At 35.9% G+C, this 21,376-nt stretch carries 15 protein-coding genes, 1 tRNA gene and 1 pseudogene; 6 read left to right on the forward strand and 11 right to left on the reverse strand.

Translation table 11 applies throughout. The features are described 5' to 3' along the window. Nucleotides 1–33: 33 nt before the first annotated feature. The 3 genes and pseudogenes from dnaE to ABWU36_RS00120 all read right to left on the reverse strand — a co-directional run bounded on the left by dnaE (nucleotide 34) and on the right by ABWU36_RS00120 (nucleotide 6,186). Nucleotides 34–3,474, reverse strand: coding sequence for a DNA polymerase III subunit alpha (dnaE, locus tag ABWU36_RS00110; RefSeq protein WP_265016792.1), 3,441 nt, complete (start codon nucleotides 3,472–3,474; stop codon nucleotides 34–36). A gap of 1,344 nt (nucleotides 3,475–4,818) precedes the next feature. Next, a pseudogene (locus ABWU36_RS00115) lies at nucleotides 4,819–5,834 on the reverse strand (IS110 family transposase). A gap of 70 nt (nucleotides 5,835–5,904) precedes the next feature. After that, nucleotides 5,905–6,186 carry a hypothetical protein gene (locus ABWU36_RS00120; protein ID WP_341814130.1) on the reverse strand — a complete coding sequence of 94 codons (282 nt, stop codon included), beginning with the start codon at nucleotides 6,184–6,186 and terminating at the stop codon, nucleotides 5,905–5,907. 107 nt (nucleotides 6,187–6,293) lie between these two features. Here ABWU36_RS00120 and ABWU36_RS00125 point away from each other — a divergent pair, with 107 nt between their 5' ends. Next, the gene (locus tag ABWU36_RS00125) at nucleotides 6,294–7,541 is read left to right on the forward strand and encodes an IscS subfamily cysteine desulfurase (RefSeq protein ID WP_353272849.1); all 1,248 of its coding nucleotides are present in this window, start codon (nucleotides 6,294–6,296) and stop codon (nucleotides 7,539–7,541) included. An 89-nt stretch (nucleotides 7,542–7,630) separates the two neighbouring features. Here ABWU36_RS00125 and ABWU36_RS00130 read toward each other — a convergent pair whose 3' ends face one another. From ABWU36_RS00130 to lipB, 3 genes are all read right to left on the reverse strand, one after another. Further along, a complete protein-coding gene (locus tag ABWU36_RS00130; RefSeq protein WP_341814129.1) occupies nucleotides 7,631–7,828 on the reverse strand; it encodes a hypothetical protein in 198 nt (65 codons plus the stop codon). 414 nt (nucleotides 7,829–8,242) lie between these two features. Further along, complete coding sequence (locus tag ABWU36_RS00135) at nucleotides 8,243–9,220, reverse strand: LD-carboxypeptidase (protein WP_253309636.1); 978 nt, start codon at nucleotides 9,218–9,220, stop codon at nucleotides 8,243–8,245. Next, nucleotides 9,220–9,837, reverse strand: coding sequence for a lipoyl(octanoyl) transferase LipB (lipB, locus tag ABWU36_RS00140; RefSeq protein WP_253309637.1), 618 nt, complete (start codon nucleotides 9,835–9,837; stop codon nucleotides 9,220–9,222). The genes ABWU36_RS00135 and lipB overlap by 1 nt, the downstream gene beginning before the upstream one ends. Before the next feature lie 275 nt (nucleotides 9,838–10,112). Between lipB and ABWU36_RS00145 the strand changes: the two genes are divergently transcribed. The 3 genes from ABWU36_RS00145 to ABWU36_RS00155 all read left to right on the forward strand — a co-directional run bounded on the left by ABWU36_RS00145 (nucleotide 10,113) and on the right by ABWU36_RS00155 (nucleotide 12,005). Beyond that, a complete protein-coding gene (locus tag ABWU36_RS00145) occupies nucleotides 10,113–10,346 on the forward strand; it encodes a DUF6290 family protein (RefSeq protein WP_010081986.1) in 234 nt (77 codons plus the stop codon). Continuing rightward, entirely contained in the window at nucleotides 10,343–10,585 is a 243-nt protein-coding gene (locus ABWU36_RS00150) for a type II toxin-antitoxin system RelE family toxin (protein WP_264688493.1), read from the forward strand. The genes ABWU36_RS00145 and ABWU36_RS00150 overlap by 4 nt, the downstream gene beginning before the upstream one ends. A 235-nt stretch (nucleotides 10,586–10,820) precedes the next feature. Beyond that, on the forward strand, nucleotides 10,821–12,005 hold the full coding sequence (locus tag ABWU36_RS00155; protein WP_353272850.1) for a phage portal protein: 1,185 nt from the start codon (nucleotides 10,821–10,823) through the stop codon (nucleotides 12,003–12,005). A gap of 302 nt (nucleotides 12,006–12,307) precedes the next feature. On the opposite strand, the gene ABWU36_RS00160 is transcribed toward ABWU36_RS00155, so the two are convergent. From ABWU36_RS00160 to murJ, 4 genes are all read right to left on the reverse strand, one after another. Beyond that, a complete protein-coding gene (locus tag ABWU36_RS00160; RefSeq protein ID WP_265044955.1) occupies nucleotides 12,308–12,982 on the reverse strand; it encodes a hypothetical protein in 675 nt (224 codons plus the stop codon). A gap of 97 nt (nucleotides 12,983–13,079) precedes the next feature. Continuing rightward, on the reverse strand, nucleotides 13,080–15,632 hold the full coding sequence (locus tag ABWU36_RS00165; RefSeq protein ID WP_353272851.1) for an AsmA-like C-terminal region-containing protein: 2,553 nt from the start codon (nucleotides 15,630–15,632) through the stop codon (nucleotides 13,080–13,082). Continuing rightward, the gene (locus tag ABWU36_RS00170) at nucleotides 15,629–15,901 is read right to left on the reverse strand and encodes a hypothetical protein (protein ID WP_253309641.1); all 273 of its coding nucleotides are present in this window, start codon (nucleotides 15,899–15,901) and stop codon (nucleotides 15,629–15,631) included. The genes ABWU36_RS00165 and ABWU36_RS00170 overlap by 4 nt, the downstream gene beginning before the upstream one ends. Next, a complete protein-coding gene (gene murJ / locus ABWU36_RS00175; RefSeq protein WP_253309642.1) occupies nucleotides 15,894–17,390 on the reverse strand; it encodes a murein biosynthesis integral membrane protein MurJ in 1,497 nt (498 codons plus the stop codon). The genes ABWU36_RS00170 and murJ overlap by 8 nt, the downstream gene beginning before the upstream one ends. A gap of 150 nt (nucleotides 17,391–17,540) precedes the next feature. Here murJ and ABWU36_RS00180 point away from each other — a divergent pair. Continuing rightward, nucleotides 17,541–17,616, forward strand: a tRNA-His gene (locus ABWU36_RS00180). Between the two features lie 65 nt (nucleotides 17,617–17,681). After that, complete coding sequence (locus tag ABWU36_RS00185; RefSeq protein ID WP_253309643.1) at nucleotides 17,682–18,113, forward strand: hypothetical protein; 432 nt, start codon at nucleotides 17,682–17,684, stop codon at nucleotides 18,111–18,113. A gap of 274 nt (nucleotides 18,114–18,387) precedes the next feature. Here ABWU36_RS00185 and ABWU36_RS00190 read toward each other — a convergent pair whose 3' ends face one another. Continuing rightward, nucleotides 18,388–21,330 carry a hypothetical protein gene (locus ABWU36_RS00190; protein ID WP_353272852.1) on the reverse strand — a complete coding sequence of 981 codons (2,943 nt, stop codon included), beginning with the start codon at nucleotides 21,328–21,330 and terminating at the stop codon, nucleotides 18,388–18,390. Between the last annotated feature and the right edge of the window lie 46 nt (nucleotides 21,331–21,376).

Here is a 21,376-nt window from a genome sequence, read left to right on the forward strand (position 1 = left end):
TACCGATTAAATATTTCATTATATAAAGCTTTTTTATATAAGCAAGTTATTTGTATTAATTTCTACGCCTTTAATCCAGCTTAAGTTAGATATTTCATAAATAACTTGAGGAGCAATTGAGTATGCACCTGGTAATAAGATGCTCACTTTATGTTTTTCGAGAAGAAGTTTTAGCATTATTTTGGTTCTGCCTTTATCTTTCAATATTGCATTTAATTCCATAGCGGCTTTTTGCGAATCCGTGCACTCAGTGGTGAGAACTAATTCCTTTATTGTAGAAGCGATTCTTTTTGTAAACTCAGATATATCCTTGCCTGCTAATCTTGTCGTATTTTCCGAAGCTTCAAGATCAATTATCACAAATGTTCCTGGTGAAAATAAATCTCTTTTTTCTTCTATTATTTCATTATTATAAAATGCTATTTCAGAAACGTTATGGGGATCAGAAAGTGTGAGTATAACAAACCTTCCACGCTCTGAAGTTCTCATACGTGCATTTAATATTACCCCAGCAGTTTTTGCTGTTCTATTTTCTCCGATAAACCCAATATTTAACTTTTCCAGAAGAATTCTAAATTTTTCAAGTGGATGATTAGTTAAATAAAATCCTAGTGAAAATAACTCATGCTCTAATTTTTCCTCTTCATCAAAATCTTCCACATTCTCAAATTTCGGTTTGAGGACATCAAGACTACCAAACAAAGCAGCTTGACTTGATTCCCTATCCTGTTTGTTTTTATTTGCAAAGTAAATCAGCATGTCCATTGACTCATATAGCTGCTTTCTGTTCTTATGCACGCTATCGAATGCCCCGGATTTAATTAGGCTTTCTAGCGCTCTCTTATTTATTATATGACCTGAATTTTGAATGAATTCCCATATGTCCTTATAAGCGCTTGAACGTGTGTTCACTATTCCTTCTGCTATAGAAAAACCAACATTCCTCAAGGCAGCAATACCATAACGTATGCACTCACCCTCTATTGAGAATTCAGCTTGAGACTTGTTTATATCAGGTGGAAGAACGGTAACGCCACTAAACTTTGCTGCATGATAAAATAAATTCAGTTTATCTCTATCATCAATATTTAGATTCATTAGTGCTGTAAAAAATTCTAATGGATAATTAGCTTTAAGGTAAGCCGTTTGATAAGATATAACCGCATATGCAGCTGCGTGAGATTTATTAAATCCATAACCAGCAAATTTTGCAACAAGGTCAAAGATATAACTTGCCCTGTCATAATCAACGCCATTCTTCGTTGCCCCTTGGATGAAAAGTTCACGTTGTTTATCCATCTCTTCCTTAATTTTCTTACCCATGGCACGTCTCAGCAGATCTGCTTCCGCTAAGCTATACCCGGAAAGAATACGGGCTATTTCCATCACCTGCTCCTGGTAGATTATTACCCCAAATGTTTCTTTTAACACTCCTTCAAGTAACGGATGAATATAATCTGGCTTTTCAAGTCCATGCTTTCTTGCAACATAAGTTGGAATGTTATCCATAGGTCCTGGACGATAAAGGGAAATTAAAGCGATAATATCTTCAATGCAATCTGGCTTTAATTTGATTAAAGCTTCTCTCATTCCCGAACTTTCAAGCTGGAACACTCCAATTGAATCACCGCTAGAGAGCATCTCATAGGTTTTTTGATCATTCAAAGGAACTGAAGAAATATCGATCTTTTTTTCATCACGATTAATTAAACGACATACATGATCTATTAGTGTTAGCGTACCAAGTCCAAGAAAATCAAATTTTATTAACCCAGCTTTCTCCACATATTTCATGCTGTATTGAGTGATTGGCAGAGCCGAATTTGGATCGTAGTACACAGGAACAAAATTTTCCAACTTTTGATCACATATTACAATTCCAGCAGCATGAGTTGAAACGTGACGATATATTCCTTCAAGCTTTAGTGATATATCAAGAAGCTTTGCAATTACCTCATCACTATCCCGTTCTTTCTGCAGGTTTTGATCAAGCTCTATCGCTTGCGATAAAGTTACAGGATTTACTGGATTAAATGGAACCATTTTAGATATTTTATCCACTTGAGAGTAAGGCATTTGCAATACTCTACCAACATCACGCAATACTGCCCTTGCTTGCAATTTTCCAAAAGTGATTATTTGAGCAACATAACCGTACTTTTTCTGAACATAATCAATAACCAGGTCCCTTTTCTCTTGGCAGAAATCGATATCAAAGTCAGGCATTGATACACGATCGGGATTTAAAAACCTTTCAAATATTAGGCCAAACTTTATTGGATCAAGGTCTGTAATCTGTAAGCTCCAAGCAACAATTGATCCAGCACCAGAGCCTCTTCCTGGACCAACTGGAATGCCATTTGCTTTGCTCCAACGAATGAAATCAGAAACTATCAAAAAGTAGCCAGCGTAGTTCATCGAAGTTATTACGCTTAGTTCATAATCTAACCTGTCGTAGTATTGCTTGAAATCGATATCATGTTGTGTGTCATCATCTGGTTTGGTGTCATTCCAGCGCGTGACGCTGGAATCTCTCTGGATCCCAGTATCAAGTACTGGGATGACAGTGGAGGGTGTTCTGGTGACAGAAGAGGATTTTGCAATACGCAGCTTCAATCCTGCAACTGCCTGCTCCCTCAGTTCTTCATTCTCAGTTTTATTTTCTCGACAAGGAAATTTAGGCAAGATAGGCTGCCTGCTTCTTGGCATGTAAGAGCACCGCTTAGCTATCACTAAAGTGTTATGAATTGCTTCGGGAATGTCGCTAAACAGCTCCTCCATTTCTGCCACAGATTTGAAGTAATGCTCGGTAGTTAACTTCTTTCTGTTATTCTCCAGGGCATAACTCCCCTCCGATATGCACGTTAATATGTCATAAGCCTCATAATCAGACCTATTTGGAAAAAACACATCGTTCGTTGCAACCAGTGGTACATTGCGCTGATAAGCAAAATCTATTAAAGCTTCTTCAAGCTCTAGCTCTTTATTCAGCCCATGACGCTGCAATTCAACATATAAATGACCATCGAATGCTGAAAGCAGTTTTTCAACCGTTTCTTTATCTTGCCCCAACAATAGTTGAGCCAAACATCCACCGGTTAAAGCGATCAGACCCATACTTAAATTCAATAGCTCATCAAAATCAACGTAAGGAATATCGCTGTTATTCTTGCGCTTTTTAAAAGACTCACTCACCAAAGTGACTAAATTAGTGTACCCTTGCTCATTTTTTGCAAGCAATAATATAGGTAAATTTTGTTCTGAATGTTTAACTATAATATTGCATCCTATTATTAGCTGTATTCCCCTACTTGCTGCATATTCTGAAAATTCGAGCGAGCCAAACAAGTTGCCTGAATCAGTAATTGCAACCGCTGGCATTTTATTTCGCAAACAAAGGCCTATCAGCTCCTCAATTTTAACCGAGCTTTCAAGCAGCGAATAAACACTATGAACACGTAAGTGTATGAACATAAAAAACTTTAGATCAACAAAAAAGGATAACATTAATTTACCCATGAGAACATAATTTCATGAAAACAAAAGCCTATAAAATTCTAAAATTAAAATACAAAAACTTCCTTGACAAACTCCGCCAGCCCCCTTATTATGATAATAAGGGTATTTATGACTCAAAACTTGTTTTTGATCTGCGCAGGTTCAACAACAAAAATTCAGTAAAAAACTCAGGGTATTTATTGGCGGATTAGATAAAATTATAGCGGCTGCATGTCTTTTTTATTTTTTCTACATTCAGCCAAATCGCGCTTAAACTAAGCGTCAGCACATTATTACAGCGCCACTTACAGTAATATAGAGTCAAAACTCGCTACTCGGGGCTTCTTTTGCCTTTTTTTTCGTTTGGTAAATTTCTTAAATATTTATGGCTAAAGTAATTTAGGCCTACCGACAACCGTCATCCCGCTACGTATTAGCGGCTAAGAGATACCGCGAATGAATCGCGGTATGACGGTTCGCGGTGGCATCTCGTCATCCCGCTACGTGTTAGCGCTTACTATTACCCACAAATAAAGACATGGTATTGTATTTACTCAAATAATTTAATTTTATTAACCTGAAAGCTTATTGGATTAAAATTATTAAATTAAGAGTTATAATTTTAGCAACTAAAAGCTGTAAATTGCACCATATAAACAGTTATTTCAAGCAAAAGTTATGCCATTAAGAGCTATGCAACAAACATTTATATTTGTGGGTAATAGTAAGGTGTTAGCGGGATCTAGAGATACCGCGGCGGTATAATGGTTAAGTAATTCGTCATCCCGCTGCTTGTTAGCGGGATCTATGCTAAGAGATACCGCGGCGGTATGACGGTTAAGTAGGGTGTCATTCCAGTCTGGAATCTAGTTCTTATTGTACATTTACTTGGTGTAGAGTTAAGTTTCCTGGATCCAAGTAGTCTGGGCACTGGGATGACGAGAAAGGAGCACTGCCATTATAGAGTAAAATGAGATCCCAGTGTCAGCTACTCGGATGACAGAAGAGGGGCTACTCGGATGACAAAAAAGGGGCTACTCGGATGACAAAAAAAGGAGCACTAGAATGACAGGAGATACCGTCTTGTTAGTCAACAAAAAAATTATAAAAATTTCCCAAGTTGCATCATAAAATCAAAAAATACTTCCAATTGTGTAACAGTACACAGATTATAGTTAGTGGATATGTTGATAAGTAAATTAGTTTTATACGCACAAAACAGATGAAGTTTACTTATCAACATATCCACTAACCAACAACATTCAATAAATTTGTGTAAGATACCACTTTACATAAGATAGATAGGAAGCATTTTTGATTTTAAAGTACTAAACCTTCAGTCAACCTCCTAGCCCTGTAGTTTTTGATATGGTTAGGATCAAAAGCACTTTTGGATGTCAGAATACCGAAAATGATATGGAGTAGCTTACGCATTGCAGCACCAACGATGGCCATATTATGCTTACCCTTTTCCTTTAATCTTTGGCAAAAGCTCATAATGATAGGATTGTGATTCTTAGCTACTATGGCAGGAAAGAAAAGTGCCTTACGTAATGTTTGTGAACCGGATTTACTTAATCTGGGTTTGGCATATACAGAGGAACCTGACGTCATATTTCGTGGTATAACTCCTGTATATGCTGCCAATTGCCTGGCATCTCTAAAAACCTCTATATCAGAAACTTCAGCTAAAATAGCTATTGCTGATTCTTCTCCTATGCCTGGAATAGTCAATAGAAGTTGAAAATTTTCCAACAATTCTTTGTGTTGATTTAATAGTTCACGTACGGAGTTTTTTATTGTTTCTATTTTTTGAGCTATATTCATTGCAAGGTCTTCCCAAGCATTTGCAACTTCTTTAGGCAGTCTCTCTTTTTTTTCTAAGTGGTTATTTACTAATGTTAACTCATCTTTTAACGCAACTGAGCAACGATAAAGATGTTTTAATTTTTTCATTTCAGGAGAAGGTGGTGTCCAACTAGAAGGTTCCTGTCTTTGGCAATAATCAGCAATAACTTCTGCATCGGTCTGATCATTCTTTTGTCGTATCAGCTTACTCCTTGCATAAGATTTTATGCAATAAGGATTTACAACACTTACAAAATGTCCAGCATTGTGTAGAAATTCAGCCAGTGCTTCGCTATAACAACCAGTAGATTCCATGCAGGTTTTTACTTTTTCTACATTATGTTTGTGTAGAAAATTCAGTAGACTTTGAAACCATCGTTCTTAAAGCTTCTTTTTCTAGTTTCACGCTTTCCTTTTTTGCTTATAAATGAGAGAAAAACATCAAAGCGATCTTTTGATATATCTATGCCCAAAAAGTTGTTGATCATATATAACCCCATACGTTACCATTAAAAATGAAAAGTAAGGCTAACCTTGTGAATACAGAATTAGAACCATTTAGGTCTTTCTACGATACCGTCCAGCCTCTACTTTTGAGGAGGGATTCTTGACTTTACCACAGATTTTATATCTAAGATTATTGACAAAATTTTCCCTTCTCCATCTAATGTTTAAGCTTAAAACACTAGATGCTTTTTTCAAGATACAAGAAGGGGCTACTCGGATGATACTATTATAGAGTGAACCAGTGTCAGCTACTCGGATGACAAAAAAAGGAGCTACTCGGATGACATCATAGGGGCGCTGGAATGACACCATCACAGAGTGAACCAGCGTCATACACACATCCCTTTGGTGACAATGTTTGTTGATGCAAGATTATACCTTGAAAAAATTAAGTTTTAGTGCTATTAAATAGTTGTAAATTTTGTCCCTGTGGTAGCTTTATGAATATTGAAAGTAAGAAAATACATGATACTAAAATAAAATTACCAATATTTCTTGATTATCAATCTACTACTAAAGTGGATCCCCGTGTTTTGGAGGTAATGATACCTTATTTTGGTGAGTTCAGTAATGCACACTCTCGCAGCCATTCATTTGGTTGGACTGCTGAAGAAGCAGTGGAAAAAGCAAGGAAACACATCGCTGATCTGGTGAACGCAGATAGCAAAGAAATTATCTTTACCTCAGGTGCAACTGAGTCAAATAATACAGCAATCAAGGGCATTGCTCACTTTTACAAAAATAAAGGAAATCATATAATAACTGTCTGCACGGAGCATAAGTGTGTTCTGGATTCTTGTCGGCATCTGGAAAATGAAGGCTTTAAAGTTACATATTTGCCTGTTAAGCAAAACGGAATTATAGATTTATCAAAGCTTGAGGAAGCAATTACTGATAAAACAATCCTGGTTTCAGTGATGATGGTAAATAATGAAATCGGAGTAATTCAGCCTGTAAAGGAGATTGGTAAAATATGCAGAAAGCATAATATATTTTTCCATACAGATGCAGCTCAAAGCTTTGGAAAAGTTCCAATTGATGTTAATGAGATGTGCATTGATCTTATGAGTCTCTCTAGCCACAAAATTTATGGACCTATGGGAATAGGCGCATTATATGTCCGTAGAAAGAATCCTCGTGTTAGGCTGATACCATTGATTAGTGGTGGTGGACAAGAAAGAGGTATGCGTTCTGGAACAGTTCCAACACCTCTTGCAGTTGGTTTTGGTGAAGCGGCACGTATCGCTAAAGAAGAAATGGAAACAGAAGCAAGCAAATTGGAAGGACTGAGAGATATTTTGTACAATAAGATAAAAGAAGCATTTCCTGATATCGTTTTAAATGGTGATTATGAAAATAGAATTCCTGGCAACCTAAACTTGAGCTTTCCCTATGTTGAGGGTGAGTCTCTCATCATGGCAATCAAGGATTTAGCAGTAAGTTCTGGTTCTGCGTGCACGTCTGCGTCTCTTGAGCCTTCCTATGTCATACGGTCGCTAAATAATGGCCACGACCTTGAGCATTCATCAATTAGATTTGGCCTAGGCCGATTTACAACTAAAGAAGAAGTTTTGTACGCAGCAGATCTTGTTGCTAAAAATATTGGCCGACTGAGAGAAATGAGCCCACTTTGGGAGATGGTACAAGAAGGAGTAGATTTGAACACCGTGAAATGGGACTTTCATTAAGTATATCCATTCAGCCAGTCCAACTGCAAATGCACTTTGAAATTACTCTGTAACCATTCACACTTAATTCTGCAATTCTTTGATCTCACTCATAGCTGTACGAACATTCGTTTTTGAAGGTAAATTGCACAGCAAATGGTGTCATCCCAGTGCCCAGACACTGGGATCCAGAAATTTTGCTTATAACTGAGCTGATGAGCTAAAGGTAGTTGTCTTACGCTAAAACAAACGTTTTTAATTAAGTTGCATAGAAGCTGGATCCCAGTGTCTGGGCACTGGGATGACACCCATAAGTGTTGAAAGTGCAATCACACAAGGTGATTAATGGTATGTAAATCTCCTCTTGATATCAACCTTCGTTGTTGGGAAAGCAGATAAACCACGTCGAAAATTCGCTTAAACCTTCTAACCACAGGCAAAAAGGCGCTTTTTTAATTTATTTTATTACCATTGAAATTTATGCCGTTAACCACCTTATATAATGCCACTTATAGCACTTTCAACACTTATGGATGACACCCCACTGATGGCCCAAACTACAACGTTCGTACAGTTGTTAGCGCCGCGGCAGTATGACGGTTAAGTACGTGTTAGCGGGATCTAGAGATACCGCGAATGAATCGCGGTATGACGGTTAAGTACGTGTTAGCGGCTAAGAGATACCGTGGCGGCATGACGTAGAGCTCGCATTAGCTATAAGATTAGCTAACATTCTGCACATCCATAAAAAACAAACCTTCTTTTTCGTCTTGAACGCTAATAATAGCGTGAGTGTTAAGAGGTAAAGGGTCATTTGTATGTCCATGGCCTACCCCTTTCATTGTAAATACAGGAAAGTTAACACTTTTTGCAAGCCTTTCTTTTACAACTTCAACAAGATTATCATTATAACAGTTAACGAAATCCCCAAAGATTACTGCATGCACTCCATCAAAAATGTGAGCTTGTTTTAGGTGATCTAAACTGCGCTCTATTGCGTATGGGTAAACTCTTATGTCCTCTAAAAATAGAATTTTACCTTTCGCATTTATTTGCCAAGCGGTTCCTATACTATTTTCAACTAAAGTCATATTACCACCGATGACTTTAGACTCTAATCTGCCATCTTTTAGTCTAATGCCATTGTTTATCATCTTTAGGTTATCAAATCTGATAGAATCCCGCTTGTTAAGAATTAACTCTTTCAATTTTTCAACAGAGCTTTCAGAAACGGAGCTATTTACTATCATTTCCAACATGGTGCCGTGAAGAGTTTGCCAATCATATTTAGCTTGTAGATAGATGTGCAAGGCAGTTATATCGCTATAGCCTATGAGGATTTTTTTGTTTTGAGCAATCCTTTCTTTTTTATCATTGGGTAACTTTTCTAGATAGGGAATTAACCGAGAAGCCCCTTCTCCTCCTCTGATACACCAAATTATTTTACTATCATTAGTTAGTGCACTAACCAAATCATTTGCTCTGAATTCATCAGAGTTGGAATAAAATGGATTGTCATTACTATATATTTTTTCCGAAATATGGGGATTAAAATCCGAAGCTTCTACATATTCTTTTATAGTAGTCAGATCTGATTCTTTTCCCTTGGAAGAAGGAGCAATAATATCAACTCGGTCGATTGCATGAATACCTGTGTTAGCACATAAAGTGAAAATAAAATATAAAAGGTAAATGATCATTAAAATATCTTATAAAACTCTTTTTTTAGTATATCATCCAATTCAGAGAGTGGAACTTTCACTCCTAGTTCTTCCATTGATGTGACGCCATAACCTTGCAGTCCACAAGGAATAATACCCTTATAGTGAGAGAGATCTGGAAAGACGTTAAGCGCTATGCCATGATAAGTTACCCATTTTCTTAAGCGAATACCAAAAGCTGCAATTTTTTTTTCTACTCCATTGTTATTCACCCAAACACCTATTCTATCCTCTTTAAATTCTCCAAGTATATTAAATTGCTTTAAAACATTTATTATCCACTTACTTAGGTCTCTAATATATAGCTTTATGTCACATTTATTTCTTTTTTTAAGGTTTAACATTAAATATATGATGCGCTGTCCTGGACCATGATATGTGTGTTTACCACCCCTTCCTGTTTTATATATAGGAAATAGTTTTTCAACAATATCATCATCTGTTGCACTGATTCCTGCAGTATAAAGTGGAGGGTGCTGGAGTAGCCATACCAATTCGTCTGCTGAATTATTGTAAATTTGTTGAATTTTTTCTTCCATAGATTTTACGGCACAGTTATAATCAATAAGCTGATTAGATATTAGCCATTCTGTCATGTTCAATTTCTTTTCTTTTTAGTATAGCAATGCATTCTTTTCCTGTCATCCAAGTGCCCTCTTCTTGTCATTCCAGTGTGTGACACTGAGCGCAGCCTTTCTTATTCCTAATATACTTAATACTAACTTCTGTGCTATTTCTCCTTAACAAACATAGTACATGACAAATGTTTAATTGTTTGTCAACACAGGTCCTCTTTACGTATAGGCAACTTTTTTTATTGAAAAATTCAGAAAAATGTTGTATAATTATTAGTAGATTTTAGGTAAAATATATGGCAAACTCAAAATTTAGCATAACTTTCAACAACGAAATTTCAGAGTGTCTTGCTGGACTAGCTAAAATAAGAAATAAGTCCATTAAAGAACTAACAGAGAAGCTAATACAAGAAGCAATTGAAAATGAGGAAGATAAAATACTAATTGAGCGTGCTGCTAAACGTAATGTTTCAGGTGTAAAGAAAATTAGAAGTGAGGATGTAGACTGGAATACAATATTATCTTCATAGAAAGCGTTCTTGAGAAAGACCTTCCAGCTCTTCCAAAAACAATAAGATTAAGGATCATAAATGCGATAAATAAGCGCCTTACAATTGATCCCATTAACCTTGGTGAGCCATTATATTACAGATTTAAAGGACAAAGAAGATTAAGGGTAGGTGATTATCGCGTTATCTATTCCGTAAATATTATAAAATATGAAGTGGTTATCACAGAGATAGGACACAGAAAAGATATTTATAAGTAAGTACATCATATAAACATTAAATATATTTTTACTCCTTCCTGATTCATTTTCTACCTTAGGTGGCTTCGCTCAGCTCAAAAAAAAAGCTCATTCTTTTTGCTACCCCTTATTGTGCCTGCCATTTAACTACTGTGTAGAGATTGCTCTCAAACATAATGTTCGTACGTTAGTATATCCTTCCTGTGACACCAATTGATATAATTCTACCACAAATTCAATTTTTTAGGAGGCACATATGAATTTCAACATTTTTCAAAGAAAGAAAAGCAGTGAATATTCTGCTTTGCAGCTAATGATGGAACCAAGTTGGAGTAAGCGTGATTATGTAAGTTTTGCTGAGGAAGGTTACATAAAAAATGTTATTGCCTTTCGAGCAATTAATATGATTGCAAGTGCTGCATCTTCGGTACCTTTTACTCTCTGCCAGCTTACTGAACAGGGAAAATCGCAACTAAAAGCCCATCCATTACTGAAATTACTTTATTCTCCTAATCCAATGACATCAAAATCGGAATTTATTGAGGGGATTGTAACTTATCGGTTAGTTAACGGCAATTCTTATATATTGATGGTTGAGTCGCAGAACAATAGAAAACCACCAACAGAGCTTTATCTTCTGCGCCCTGATAGGGTTGAAATTGTTCCAGGGAGAAATAACGTTCCTTATATCTATCGTTATACCATAAATAACAACGGTTATGACTTTAAAGTTGATAAACTAACCGGATGTTCAGCAGTGTTGCACCTAAAGACCTTTAACCCTTTGAATGATTGGTATGGATTATCACCAATTGAGGCAGCTGCATACAGTATAGATCAGCATAATCAGGCGGGTGCTTGGAATCAAGCGATGTTGCAAAATGGGGCAAGACCAAGTGGTGCAATAGTTGTGAAATCAGCGAAGGACGGGAGTGGTGGAAGTTTAAGTCAAGAGCAGTACCAACGCTTAAAAGAGCAAATAAATGATCATTATTCAGGTTCTGTCAATGCTGGAAGACCGATATTGCTTGAAGGAGGCTTGGAGTGGAAGGAAATGAGCTTATCACCAAGGGATATGGATTTTATTGAGTCCAAACACAGTTCAGCTCGTGATATTGCCCTGGCTTTTGGCGTCCCACCGCAGTTGCTTGGCATACCAGGTGATAACACTTATAGCAATTTAGTCGAAGCACGCTTATCCCTCTGGGAACAGACGGTTTTACCAACGCTAGAAAATATTATCTGTCACCTGAATTCTTGGCTAACACCAAAATTTGGCGAGGATCTGTGCTTGTCGTACGACAAAGATGCAATAGAAATTCTCATGGAAAAGAGGCAAAAGTTGTGGAAATACGTAGAAAACGCAAGCTTTATGACACTCAATGAAAAAAGGGAAGCATTTGGCTTGCCACCACTGCCAGGTGGTGATGAGTTAGGTTAAGTTTGATCCGTTCAGTTGTGCGGCTAAAAGACAACTTAAAAGAGTTTAAGTTTTTGCTTTGTACTTTGTAAAATATTAAAAAAATCAGCCAAATTACACCATATTTAGTCTATTTTATCCTATAGTTTTGGGTTTACCGAGGGTTCGTCATTCTGCTACATGTTAGCGCCGCGGCGGTGTGACGTAGGGTTGCACTAGCTATAGCAACTTTGTCTGCGCAACCATTTTCTACCGCACCATTGAACAGATATGCTTGAAGATATCCGTTCAGATGAGTTTATTGTCTCCTAAACCGTACACGCCTAACAAGCTACCGCTAGAGCTTGTGAAAAATTCTCTATTTTTATTCCCTTTAATTTACTGGATAAGTTGTCTACAAACAAATCTGATTTAGTGCAGATCTGCTCTATTTTTTTAGGAGATAAAGAGGAATCTAATTGATTCGCTATACCAGACACTCCATTTAAAACTACTCCAGCACCATATGGTACATATGACACAGTATATATAGCACCTGACGTAAAATCTAGTAAGTTCTGAGAAGAAGTGGTAATTTTATACCCTACTGTGTTTTTATCTTCTCCTTTGCATTTTTTAAGCACTTTTGATGCACCATGAGGAATATAAGATATACCAGCTATACCATATGAAGCCCCATTTAAGGCGTACGATACAACTACCGTTGTTGCTGATAGCGCTTTAGCTCCATATTTTGCAGTATAAAGCAATGGCTTAAGGGCATAAGAAATAGTTTTACCTTGTGATTCAGATTCAAGCAACGAATTTAGTTCTTCTTGTGTTGCTGCACATTCAAAAAATTCTTTCTCATCAATTTCTGCAAGATCAATCTCTTCAAAACCCTCATCAATATCTACAGGAGTCACTGTTTCTTTTATAGGGCTAACTTCTACATCACTTCCAATAACACTTGAATTATTAGAATTTTTGCCAAAAAGATTCGAAAACATACTAAACATTTTTTTTTACCTACAACTTAACGCTCATATCAATATATTAACCTAATATTAACCAGGTGTCAAGCACATATGACTCTTATAAACAGATGTTAGTAAATTAACTATTCCTCTTGCCAACCAGAGCGATGAAGATTTGGTCTACATCAAAACTCATCTTAGGATGCCAAATAGGGCCATCCAAATGCATATCGATATAGATTGGATTACTATAGTTTGGTGGTATGAAAAAGAACCTGAATATAGAAGCTAAAGCGAAGTTAGATAAGGTTAAATTAGAAGAGATCGACCCTGATGCTTGATCAATCCCGAATTGTAAACTAGTTGAACATATACCACTCTTAATACTTGCTTTTCCGCTAATATTTTCAAAAAATGTACTGCCATTATATATATCAACATAAGCAAATGTGGAAATTTCAGACTTATTCTTACTGCTTAACAAATTAGCGATAAATGAATTGAAATCTACATTAGTAACTTCTATTCCCTGCGCTTGTAAGTTTACATCTCCTGATAAGCTATTAGCCCAATCATGAAAACTTTTTCCTTGAGTTTTGATTGCACCACTTAAGCTTATCTGACCATTTACATTGTCAATTCCTATAACCTTACCAATCTTTTTAGTGTCCAAATTTACAATAGAAAATCTTGTATTCATTGAGTCTGATCTTAAATAACCCTGAAAAAACACTTGCCCGTGTTCTAATACGTAACTTGCCTGCCTGATAGTGATAACGTTGTTTCTCATTACCGCATCCAAATTAAAATCTTTCAAAACATTCTGCTCGGTTTTAAATTCTGCAGTATTGATTTGCACATTTGCATCAAAGCCTTCTTTGTCATCCAAAAAATCAAGCTGCTTTGTTGACCATTGAATTTGATCTATCTCATTTCTTGAATTTCTTTTTACCTCTACTAAATTTGGTAATTTAAAGATATTTCCATTAAATTTATTGCCCGTAAGGTTCACATCTAATAAAGGTTTGGCGTATTTTTGATCTACTAATATTTTTGCATTACCGGTAATATCGAAATCTTCTCCAGATAGTTTTATTTTATCTGCAACTAGCTTACCTTTTTCCATTTTCAGCAAAAAATCCAAATTTTTAATTTTCGTATCATTCAATGTAAGGTTATTAACACTGGCCTTTATATTTGCATCATACTGAAAATTTTTCAGCCGTTGCATTTTAGATAAACTGCTAAATAATGAATGATCATATTTATCTGCATCAAGATTATGCATGCTAAATTTACCATCAACCACACTGCGTTTTTTTGTGTGGCTTACTCTAATTGACCCTTGCAAGGATTCCTTATTATTTAGCAGTCTAATGTCTGAGATAGATAATATTCTTGGTGCAAGGTGCAGTTTAGAACTTAGTGTAAATTGATTTTTCTGGTTTTCTTTCATCTTTATAGAAGGAAAAAAACATGAAATGAATGACTCAAAATCATTTCCTTCTACTAACAAATCACCGTTGAATTCAGATAGGACATTATTGTTTGAGATCTCTCCTGATAAGTAAGATATATTATTGATTCCAGGAAATTTAAGAAGCGTATTAACTTTTACTTTGCCATCAGTGGATTTTAGTACAGCACGGAAATTGTCCAATATTTTGTTTTGATATTGAATGTTAGAAGCTTCCATATTAAAATTTAAGCTCAAGTTCTTTGGCACAACTGCTCTAAAACATTCCAGAAGGTCTTTTATATTCGTTGTTTTTTGTGAATTGTCTTGTATGGAATCTAAGTCAACTTTACTGAAGCTAATATTGAAATTAGTGTGATCGCTTTTTCTATCATTTTGTATTGTACCGCTGGCTTGCATGCTTTTGGAATCAATTTTTAAGTCAGTTGCCGTAAACTCACTTTCATTAAGACTTATATTGGATGATATCTTGATATTTTCGCTAGGAATAACACAAGAGAGAAAGCTAAGATTAATGATTTTTGCTAAATCACCCACAGAACCGGAACTGTTATTAATTGTTAATGTTAAATTACCCTGGAGTTCTTCTTGATTTCTATTACCTGTAAATAGCAAATTTACAAAATTTGATTCAACACTAATGTGTACATTCTTTTTTGTGATATCAACCTTTCCTGAAAAATCGTAATTATTATCACCTACCTTTACTTTACCGGAGAATTGCCTATTTTTTTTTACAGCAACTTCCTTTATATTAACAATGCTGCTATAATTAGCGAAATCATTCTTAAAACTTACTTGGCTGTCTTTTATTACTATATCGACTGTGTTACCACTGGCTTTTGTATTTATAATATTAATTAAATTTTCTTTATTGCTTTTCATGCCAAACAATGTGATTGACTTTGGTTGCAACGAGAATAAAAGCAACGATAGGAACGATGGCCTTATTTCAATTTTTCTTACACTAATTAAATCTGATAGCTTTTGCTCTTTATTTTCGTTGTATTGTATATATACATTATGAATAGTGAGCTTTGGAGTAATGAGTGAAACTTCAACTTTCCCTCCAATATGCACTTTAGCATCATACGTTCTCTCCAACTCTTTTATGATATATTTCCTGTAGCCACTCCAATCCTTAAAAGTTGCAGCAACGTGCATGAGAATTAATAGCAGCGAGATTGATAATATGGCGTATATTGAGAGCTTCATAATATGCCTCTTAATTGCAATGGAGTTACTCTATTTCCTACCTTTGTCATCTCAATGTCTATCTTTGTCATCCCAGCACCCACTCCTGTCATCCCAGTGCTTGACACTGGGATCCATCTTATTTTCATCATGGGCATTATTTCAGCGTATGCTCCTAGAATCTGTTGTCTATTGCATAATTTGCAAATATTTTTATATCTGGATCCCAGTGTCAAGCACTGGGATGACACCGTTTGCTGTTCCTTTAGCAAAAGATCTAGTTTATACATATTTCAAATTATTCAAATTTCCTCTAAACATTAAATAGAGAATACCAAAATAAACAATAACACTCAAAGCTATTAAAGTCGTTAAATAAACAATACGAGCCAATATTTTATCAAAAAATAATCCTGCCAACAAAGAATTAAAAATATAAAGGGCTATTGACATGACTACCGTTGCTACAAAAATTTTCATGATATTTAACAATAACGCTTGGCTAACCTTATATATTTTATTTATTGTTAAATAACTAATTAATAGAATGGAGTTTATCCAAGTGGAAACGGAAGTAGCGATAGCAATCCCCGTGTGCTGATACTCGTTCATTAACAAAAGGTTTAGCACTACATTAATTCCAAGGCACATTAGTGAGAACATAGTTGGTATTTTTAGATTGCCTTTAGCAAAAAACGTGGGTAGCAATACTTTATTTATAATAAATGCAGGTAAAGAAAGAGAAAATGCTATTAACGTGGGAGCAGTTTGCTGCACTGCATAATGATCAAACCGGCCGTAAGAAAAAAGCGTAAGTAAAATTATGTCGGGAATAATAATAAAGGCAGCAGTTGTTGGCATAATTAACATTAATCCTATGTTGAGAGCCTTGTTCTGTATTTTGACTATATTTTCAGTATTATTTACCTGTTTTGAAATTAAAGGAAGAAGCACTGTACCGATTGCAGTACCGATTATTCCCTGCGGTAGTTGATTTAGTCTATCGGCATAATATATATAGGACACCGCATTTGGTATAAAACTCGCCATGATTGTGTCAATCCATACACTTATTTGAGTTACACAATTGTTGATAATTGCAGGTATCACACGCTTAAAAAACAACCTTACTTCATTGCTTAATTCAAGGCTAAAAGAAAAAGCTGCCTTTAACTTGTATGCACTAAATAGTATCAAAAGTAGCTGGAAAATTCCTCCTATAAGGACAGCTATAGAAAGGTTGTGCGCTGGAGTTTTTATGTAAGGCACAAACAAACTGATGATTAAACAGAGATTCAAAACGATTGGTGCAATAGCTGTTGAAGCAAAATGCTGCTTTACTTGCAGCATTCCACCAATAAGTGATGCAATTGAAACAAAGATTATGTAGGGCATCATAATTCTTGATAAAGTAACAGTAAGGGTAAACTTACTTTGGTCAAATCCAGGAGCAAAAATTTGAATCATATAAGGGGAGAAAGTTTGCATGATAAGGCAAAAAATTACTAAGATAATAAACGTAATGGATATTACACTACTTGCAAAATTAAATGCCTTTTTATCATCGTGTGATTCTATTGAATATAACGGTATAAAGGACGTGGTAAATGCTCCCTCTGCAAAAAATGCGCGAAATAGATTGGCAAAACGAAACGAAGAAAAAAATATGTCTGCAAGAGAGTTTGCACCAATAACCGTAGCAATCAATACATCTCTTATTAACCCTGAGATCCTTGAAATAGCCGTAAAAAAACTAAATGTGAAAATACTTTTAAACATACCACTACTTCATTAGTATCAATACAATTAACTATAATAGTAAAAGTATCAATGAAAATATTTATTGGCTAAACTTAAAACCCTCTACAAAAGGAGAGTTAAATAATCAATTGACTATTTGCGCTCGTATGTTAGATATTTTATATCTTGGCGGGCGTAGCTCAGTTGGTAGAGCGTCAGTTTGTGGTACTGAATGTCGCCAGTTCGATCCTGGTCGCTCGCCCCACTAAAATTTTCTGCTTTACAGAAATATGAACAAATGGTAATATATCAATTAATTAGGGAGGTTGTATGGATAAAGGAGATTTAATACTTTTAGGTGTAGCATCAGTAATAGGTGCACTTACAGGTTTGGGATTGAGTTTCACAGCTTTGTCACCTTTGGTTATAGGTGGAATTATTGCTGACGTTCCTGTAATATTATTGACTGCATGTGATATATGCGAAGGAGAATGCTCCAAGAAAGATCTTTTCAATATGGCCGTTTTATGCGTTGCAAGCGCTGCAATTGGAGTTGGCCTTGCTGCAGCCGCAACTGCTATTTTTCCTGGTGCAATGCTTGGAATGGGCTCTGCAGCTTTAACAGGTGCGGCAATAGGAGCCATAGCGCCAATTGCAGGGATATTTGCAATCATAGCTACATCATTTGCTGCTAAAAAAGTGAATGAATATATTATTTCTCCTATAGTTGAGTGTTTTTCTTCAAAAGGGAAGGGGTGCTAATCACTTTAAACCAATTAAGTAAGGTTTCTGCTTTCTGTTATTCTAGTGTGCAGCATATAGCTGTACGAACATTTGTTTGCAAAGGCAGTGTGTTAAGTGTTATAGCCGGTTTTGCCTCAAACACAAAGGCAGTGCCTGGACTCTTGCTTCAATGTTAAACAAAATACCATAGAATTCAAAATGCAAAAAGAAATGTTCAACATTGTATCAGAATGGTGCTATATTGGGCCTTAACTTGACGCGTATGCTTTTTTGAACATTCCCTAACCTCAATTTATATTGAAATACCTTTATTGGTATCTTTTTCTTGTTGTGACTCAGCAATACGTTTAGTCCAATCCAGTGGCCTTTTATTTCTGTTACCTAATGCAATTCTATTGCGATCATAACTATCAGTGTGTTCCGTTAAAGTATCTTTTCTTTCTTCTTCTATTACTCCAATTTTCAGTTGTGCTTCATCTTTCTCTAGTAATTTATATAGATTACTATTTTTATCTACAATTGAATTAGTGTCATTGTTTTCTTGTTCTGCCACTGTTTTTATGTCTGTTGAACTGTCTTTTAACAATCCTGCTGCTAATAAATGTTCTTTGGTTTGTTCACTAATTCCTTTTTGATCCACCGGTTTTAGTGGGAACTTCTGAGTTTCTTTATCCAACTTACTGATAAATTCCGTAAGTAGAGTGTCATCTCTTTGTTCAACATTCATTAGGCTCGCTTTTAACTGTCCAGGATTTACTTGAGATTGTCCATGATTGGCATGAGTTGGAGATGAATAGCCCGAATCGTTTGTTTTTGCATCTGTTGAACTGTCTTTTAGCAACCCATCTTCTTTATCTTGTGACAGTTTATCAGTAGGATCAACTTGCCTTAATCCTCTATTATCTTGCTGTGATCTATCTCTGATTTCTTTAAGAAGATTTTCAGGTGGAGTTTGGTCACTTTGTTCAATGTTCTCTAAGCTCCTCTTTGGCTGCTCAGGATCTACTTGAGGTTGAGCATGAATTTGAGGTGAATAGCCCGAATCGTTTGTTTTTACATCTGTTGAACTGTCTTTTAGCAATCCTGCTGCTAATAAATGTTCTTTGGTTTGTTCACTAATTCCTTTTTGATCCACCGGTTTTAGTGGGAACTTCTGAGTTTCTTTATCCAACTTACTGGTAAATTCCGTAAGTAGAGTGTCATCTCTTTGTTCAACATTCATTAGGCTCGCTTTTAACTGTCCAGGATTTACTTGAGATTGTCCATGATTGGCATGAGTTGGAGATGAATAGCCCGAATCGTTTGTTTTTACATCTGTTGAACTGTCTTTTAGCAATCCTGCTGCTAATAAATGTTCTTTGGTTTGTTCACTAATTCCTTTTTGATCCACCGGTTTTAGTGGGAACTTCTGAGTTTCTTTATCCAACTTACTGGTAAATTCCGTAAGTAGAGTGTCATCTCTTTGTTCAACATTCATTAGGCTCGCTTTTAACTGTCCAGGATTTACTTGAGATTGTCCATGATTGGCATGAGTTGGAGATGAATAGCCCGAATCGTTTGTTTTTACATCTGTTGAACTGTCTTTTAGCAACCCATCTTCTTTATCTTGTGACAGTTTATCAGTAGGATCAACTTGCCTTAATCCTCTATTATCTTGCTGTGATCTATCTCTGATTTCTTTAAGAAGATTTTCAGGTGGAGTTTGGTCACTTTGTTCAATGTTCTCTAAGCTCCTCTTTGGCTGCTCAGGATCTACTTGAGGTTGAGCATGAATTTGAGGTGAATAGCCCGAGTCACTTTTGCTATTGGGTTTTGGAACAGAAAGTGGCTGTTTACTTTCTTCCCACTCAGCATCACTGGCACCACGGTTATCACTGTCATGTTCATGTATATTTGAATAAGGCAAGTAAGGAACTTTGTCCTTTAATGTTTCTAATATAGAAGACGTTGATTCATTTTTCCTGCCTCCTTCCATTGATGCTCCGCTACCATCAACAACACCAGTGCGCCGTAAGCTGTTTCTCTTGAAATTTCTGATGTCTTGTAATAGATCGCCTTTGCTATTTCCTTCTTGTTGCTGGGTTTTAGGTTGTTGCTGATTATTAGGTGTTTGCTCACTTCTATCTGGTTTTTGGCTTCCAGGTACAGCATGTCCAAATGTAGGATTGTCATACCGTTCATCTTTTTGCCTATTATCTTGATTGTGGCTTACAGACTTGGTGAAAGTAGAACTGTCCGAAGGATCAGAAGTTGCACCTTTTTGCTGATTATTAGGTGTTTGCTCACTTCTATCTGGTTTTTGGCTTCCACTCCCTTGCTCATTGAAAACATCTTTTTCAGGTGTAGTTCTAAGTGGTGGCAGCGAAGGGGTCTGAGACCCAATTTCTCGATTCATATGAGTAGCTTGGTGTTTTTGAACAGGTTTTTTGACCTCTTGCTCAATATCTCTACTGTTACTTTTTATTGCGATTTCAGATGATTTGTTAAGGGCTTGATTGTCTTTTCCGTCATGTTGCACCTCATTCACTTTTCCTTTTTCCCTGAATTTTATTTCATGCAAGAATAAACCACCTATTTTTACATCTTGATTCGCTTCTAACCGTTCTAGAGAAAAATCATCACCTTTAACAAGGTCTACACCGTTAGCATCAATCTTAATTTTGATCTTGCATTCTTCCCCTTTCGCATACCATTTCAGAGTCATCTCATATGAATCATCGGTTACGACATAATGTCTTATTTTTTTCCCTCCTTCCTCGGCAACAAAACCATGCATTCCGCTCTTTCCATCACTATGCAACGTTGAAAATCCCGAGATTCCATTCTTCTGACAAAAATCACTGTTTAAAAATTCGCTGATTTTGAACTCTTTCTTGTTATCCTCCAGTGTAATACTGGCATGATTACCGTATATTGAAACTTTTTTATCTTCAACATCATCATTAATATTATTAGCACTAGTAATATATTTATTCAACTCTTCTTTAGCTTTATCTTCAAGCTCTTGTCTAGCTGTCTTGTTGCATTCCTGAAGAATAACTCCACATGCTTTATTTTTGTTTTCATCTTCGTCCCAATTCCAGTCGGCGTGTTCTGTTAAAAACTTTACTGTGTTAAAATCAACTCTAACATTATAAATTAGGTCGTCTTCCTTTTTTATTTCATCAAATAAAGGAAAAAATTCTTGAACGCGCTCATTATAAATGTGTTTTTGTTGTATATTGTTAGTATTCATATACCCCTCACTAATAACCCTCTGCCTTTAGTTCTAGCTAATACTA

Source organism: Wolbachia endosymbiont (group A) of Portevinia maculata, from assembly GCF_964028525.1.
GTDB lineage: Bacteria > Pseudomonadota > Alphaproteobacteria > Rickettsiales > Anaplasmataceae > Wolbachia.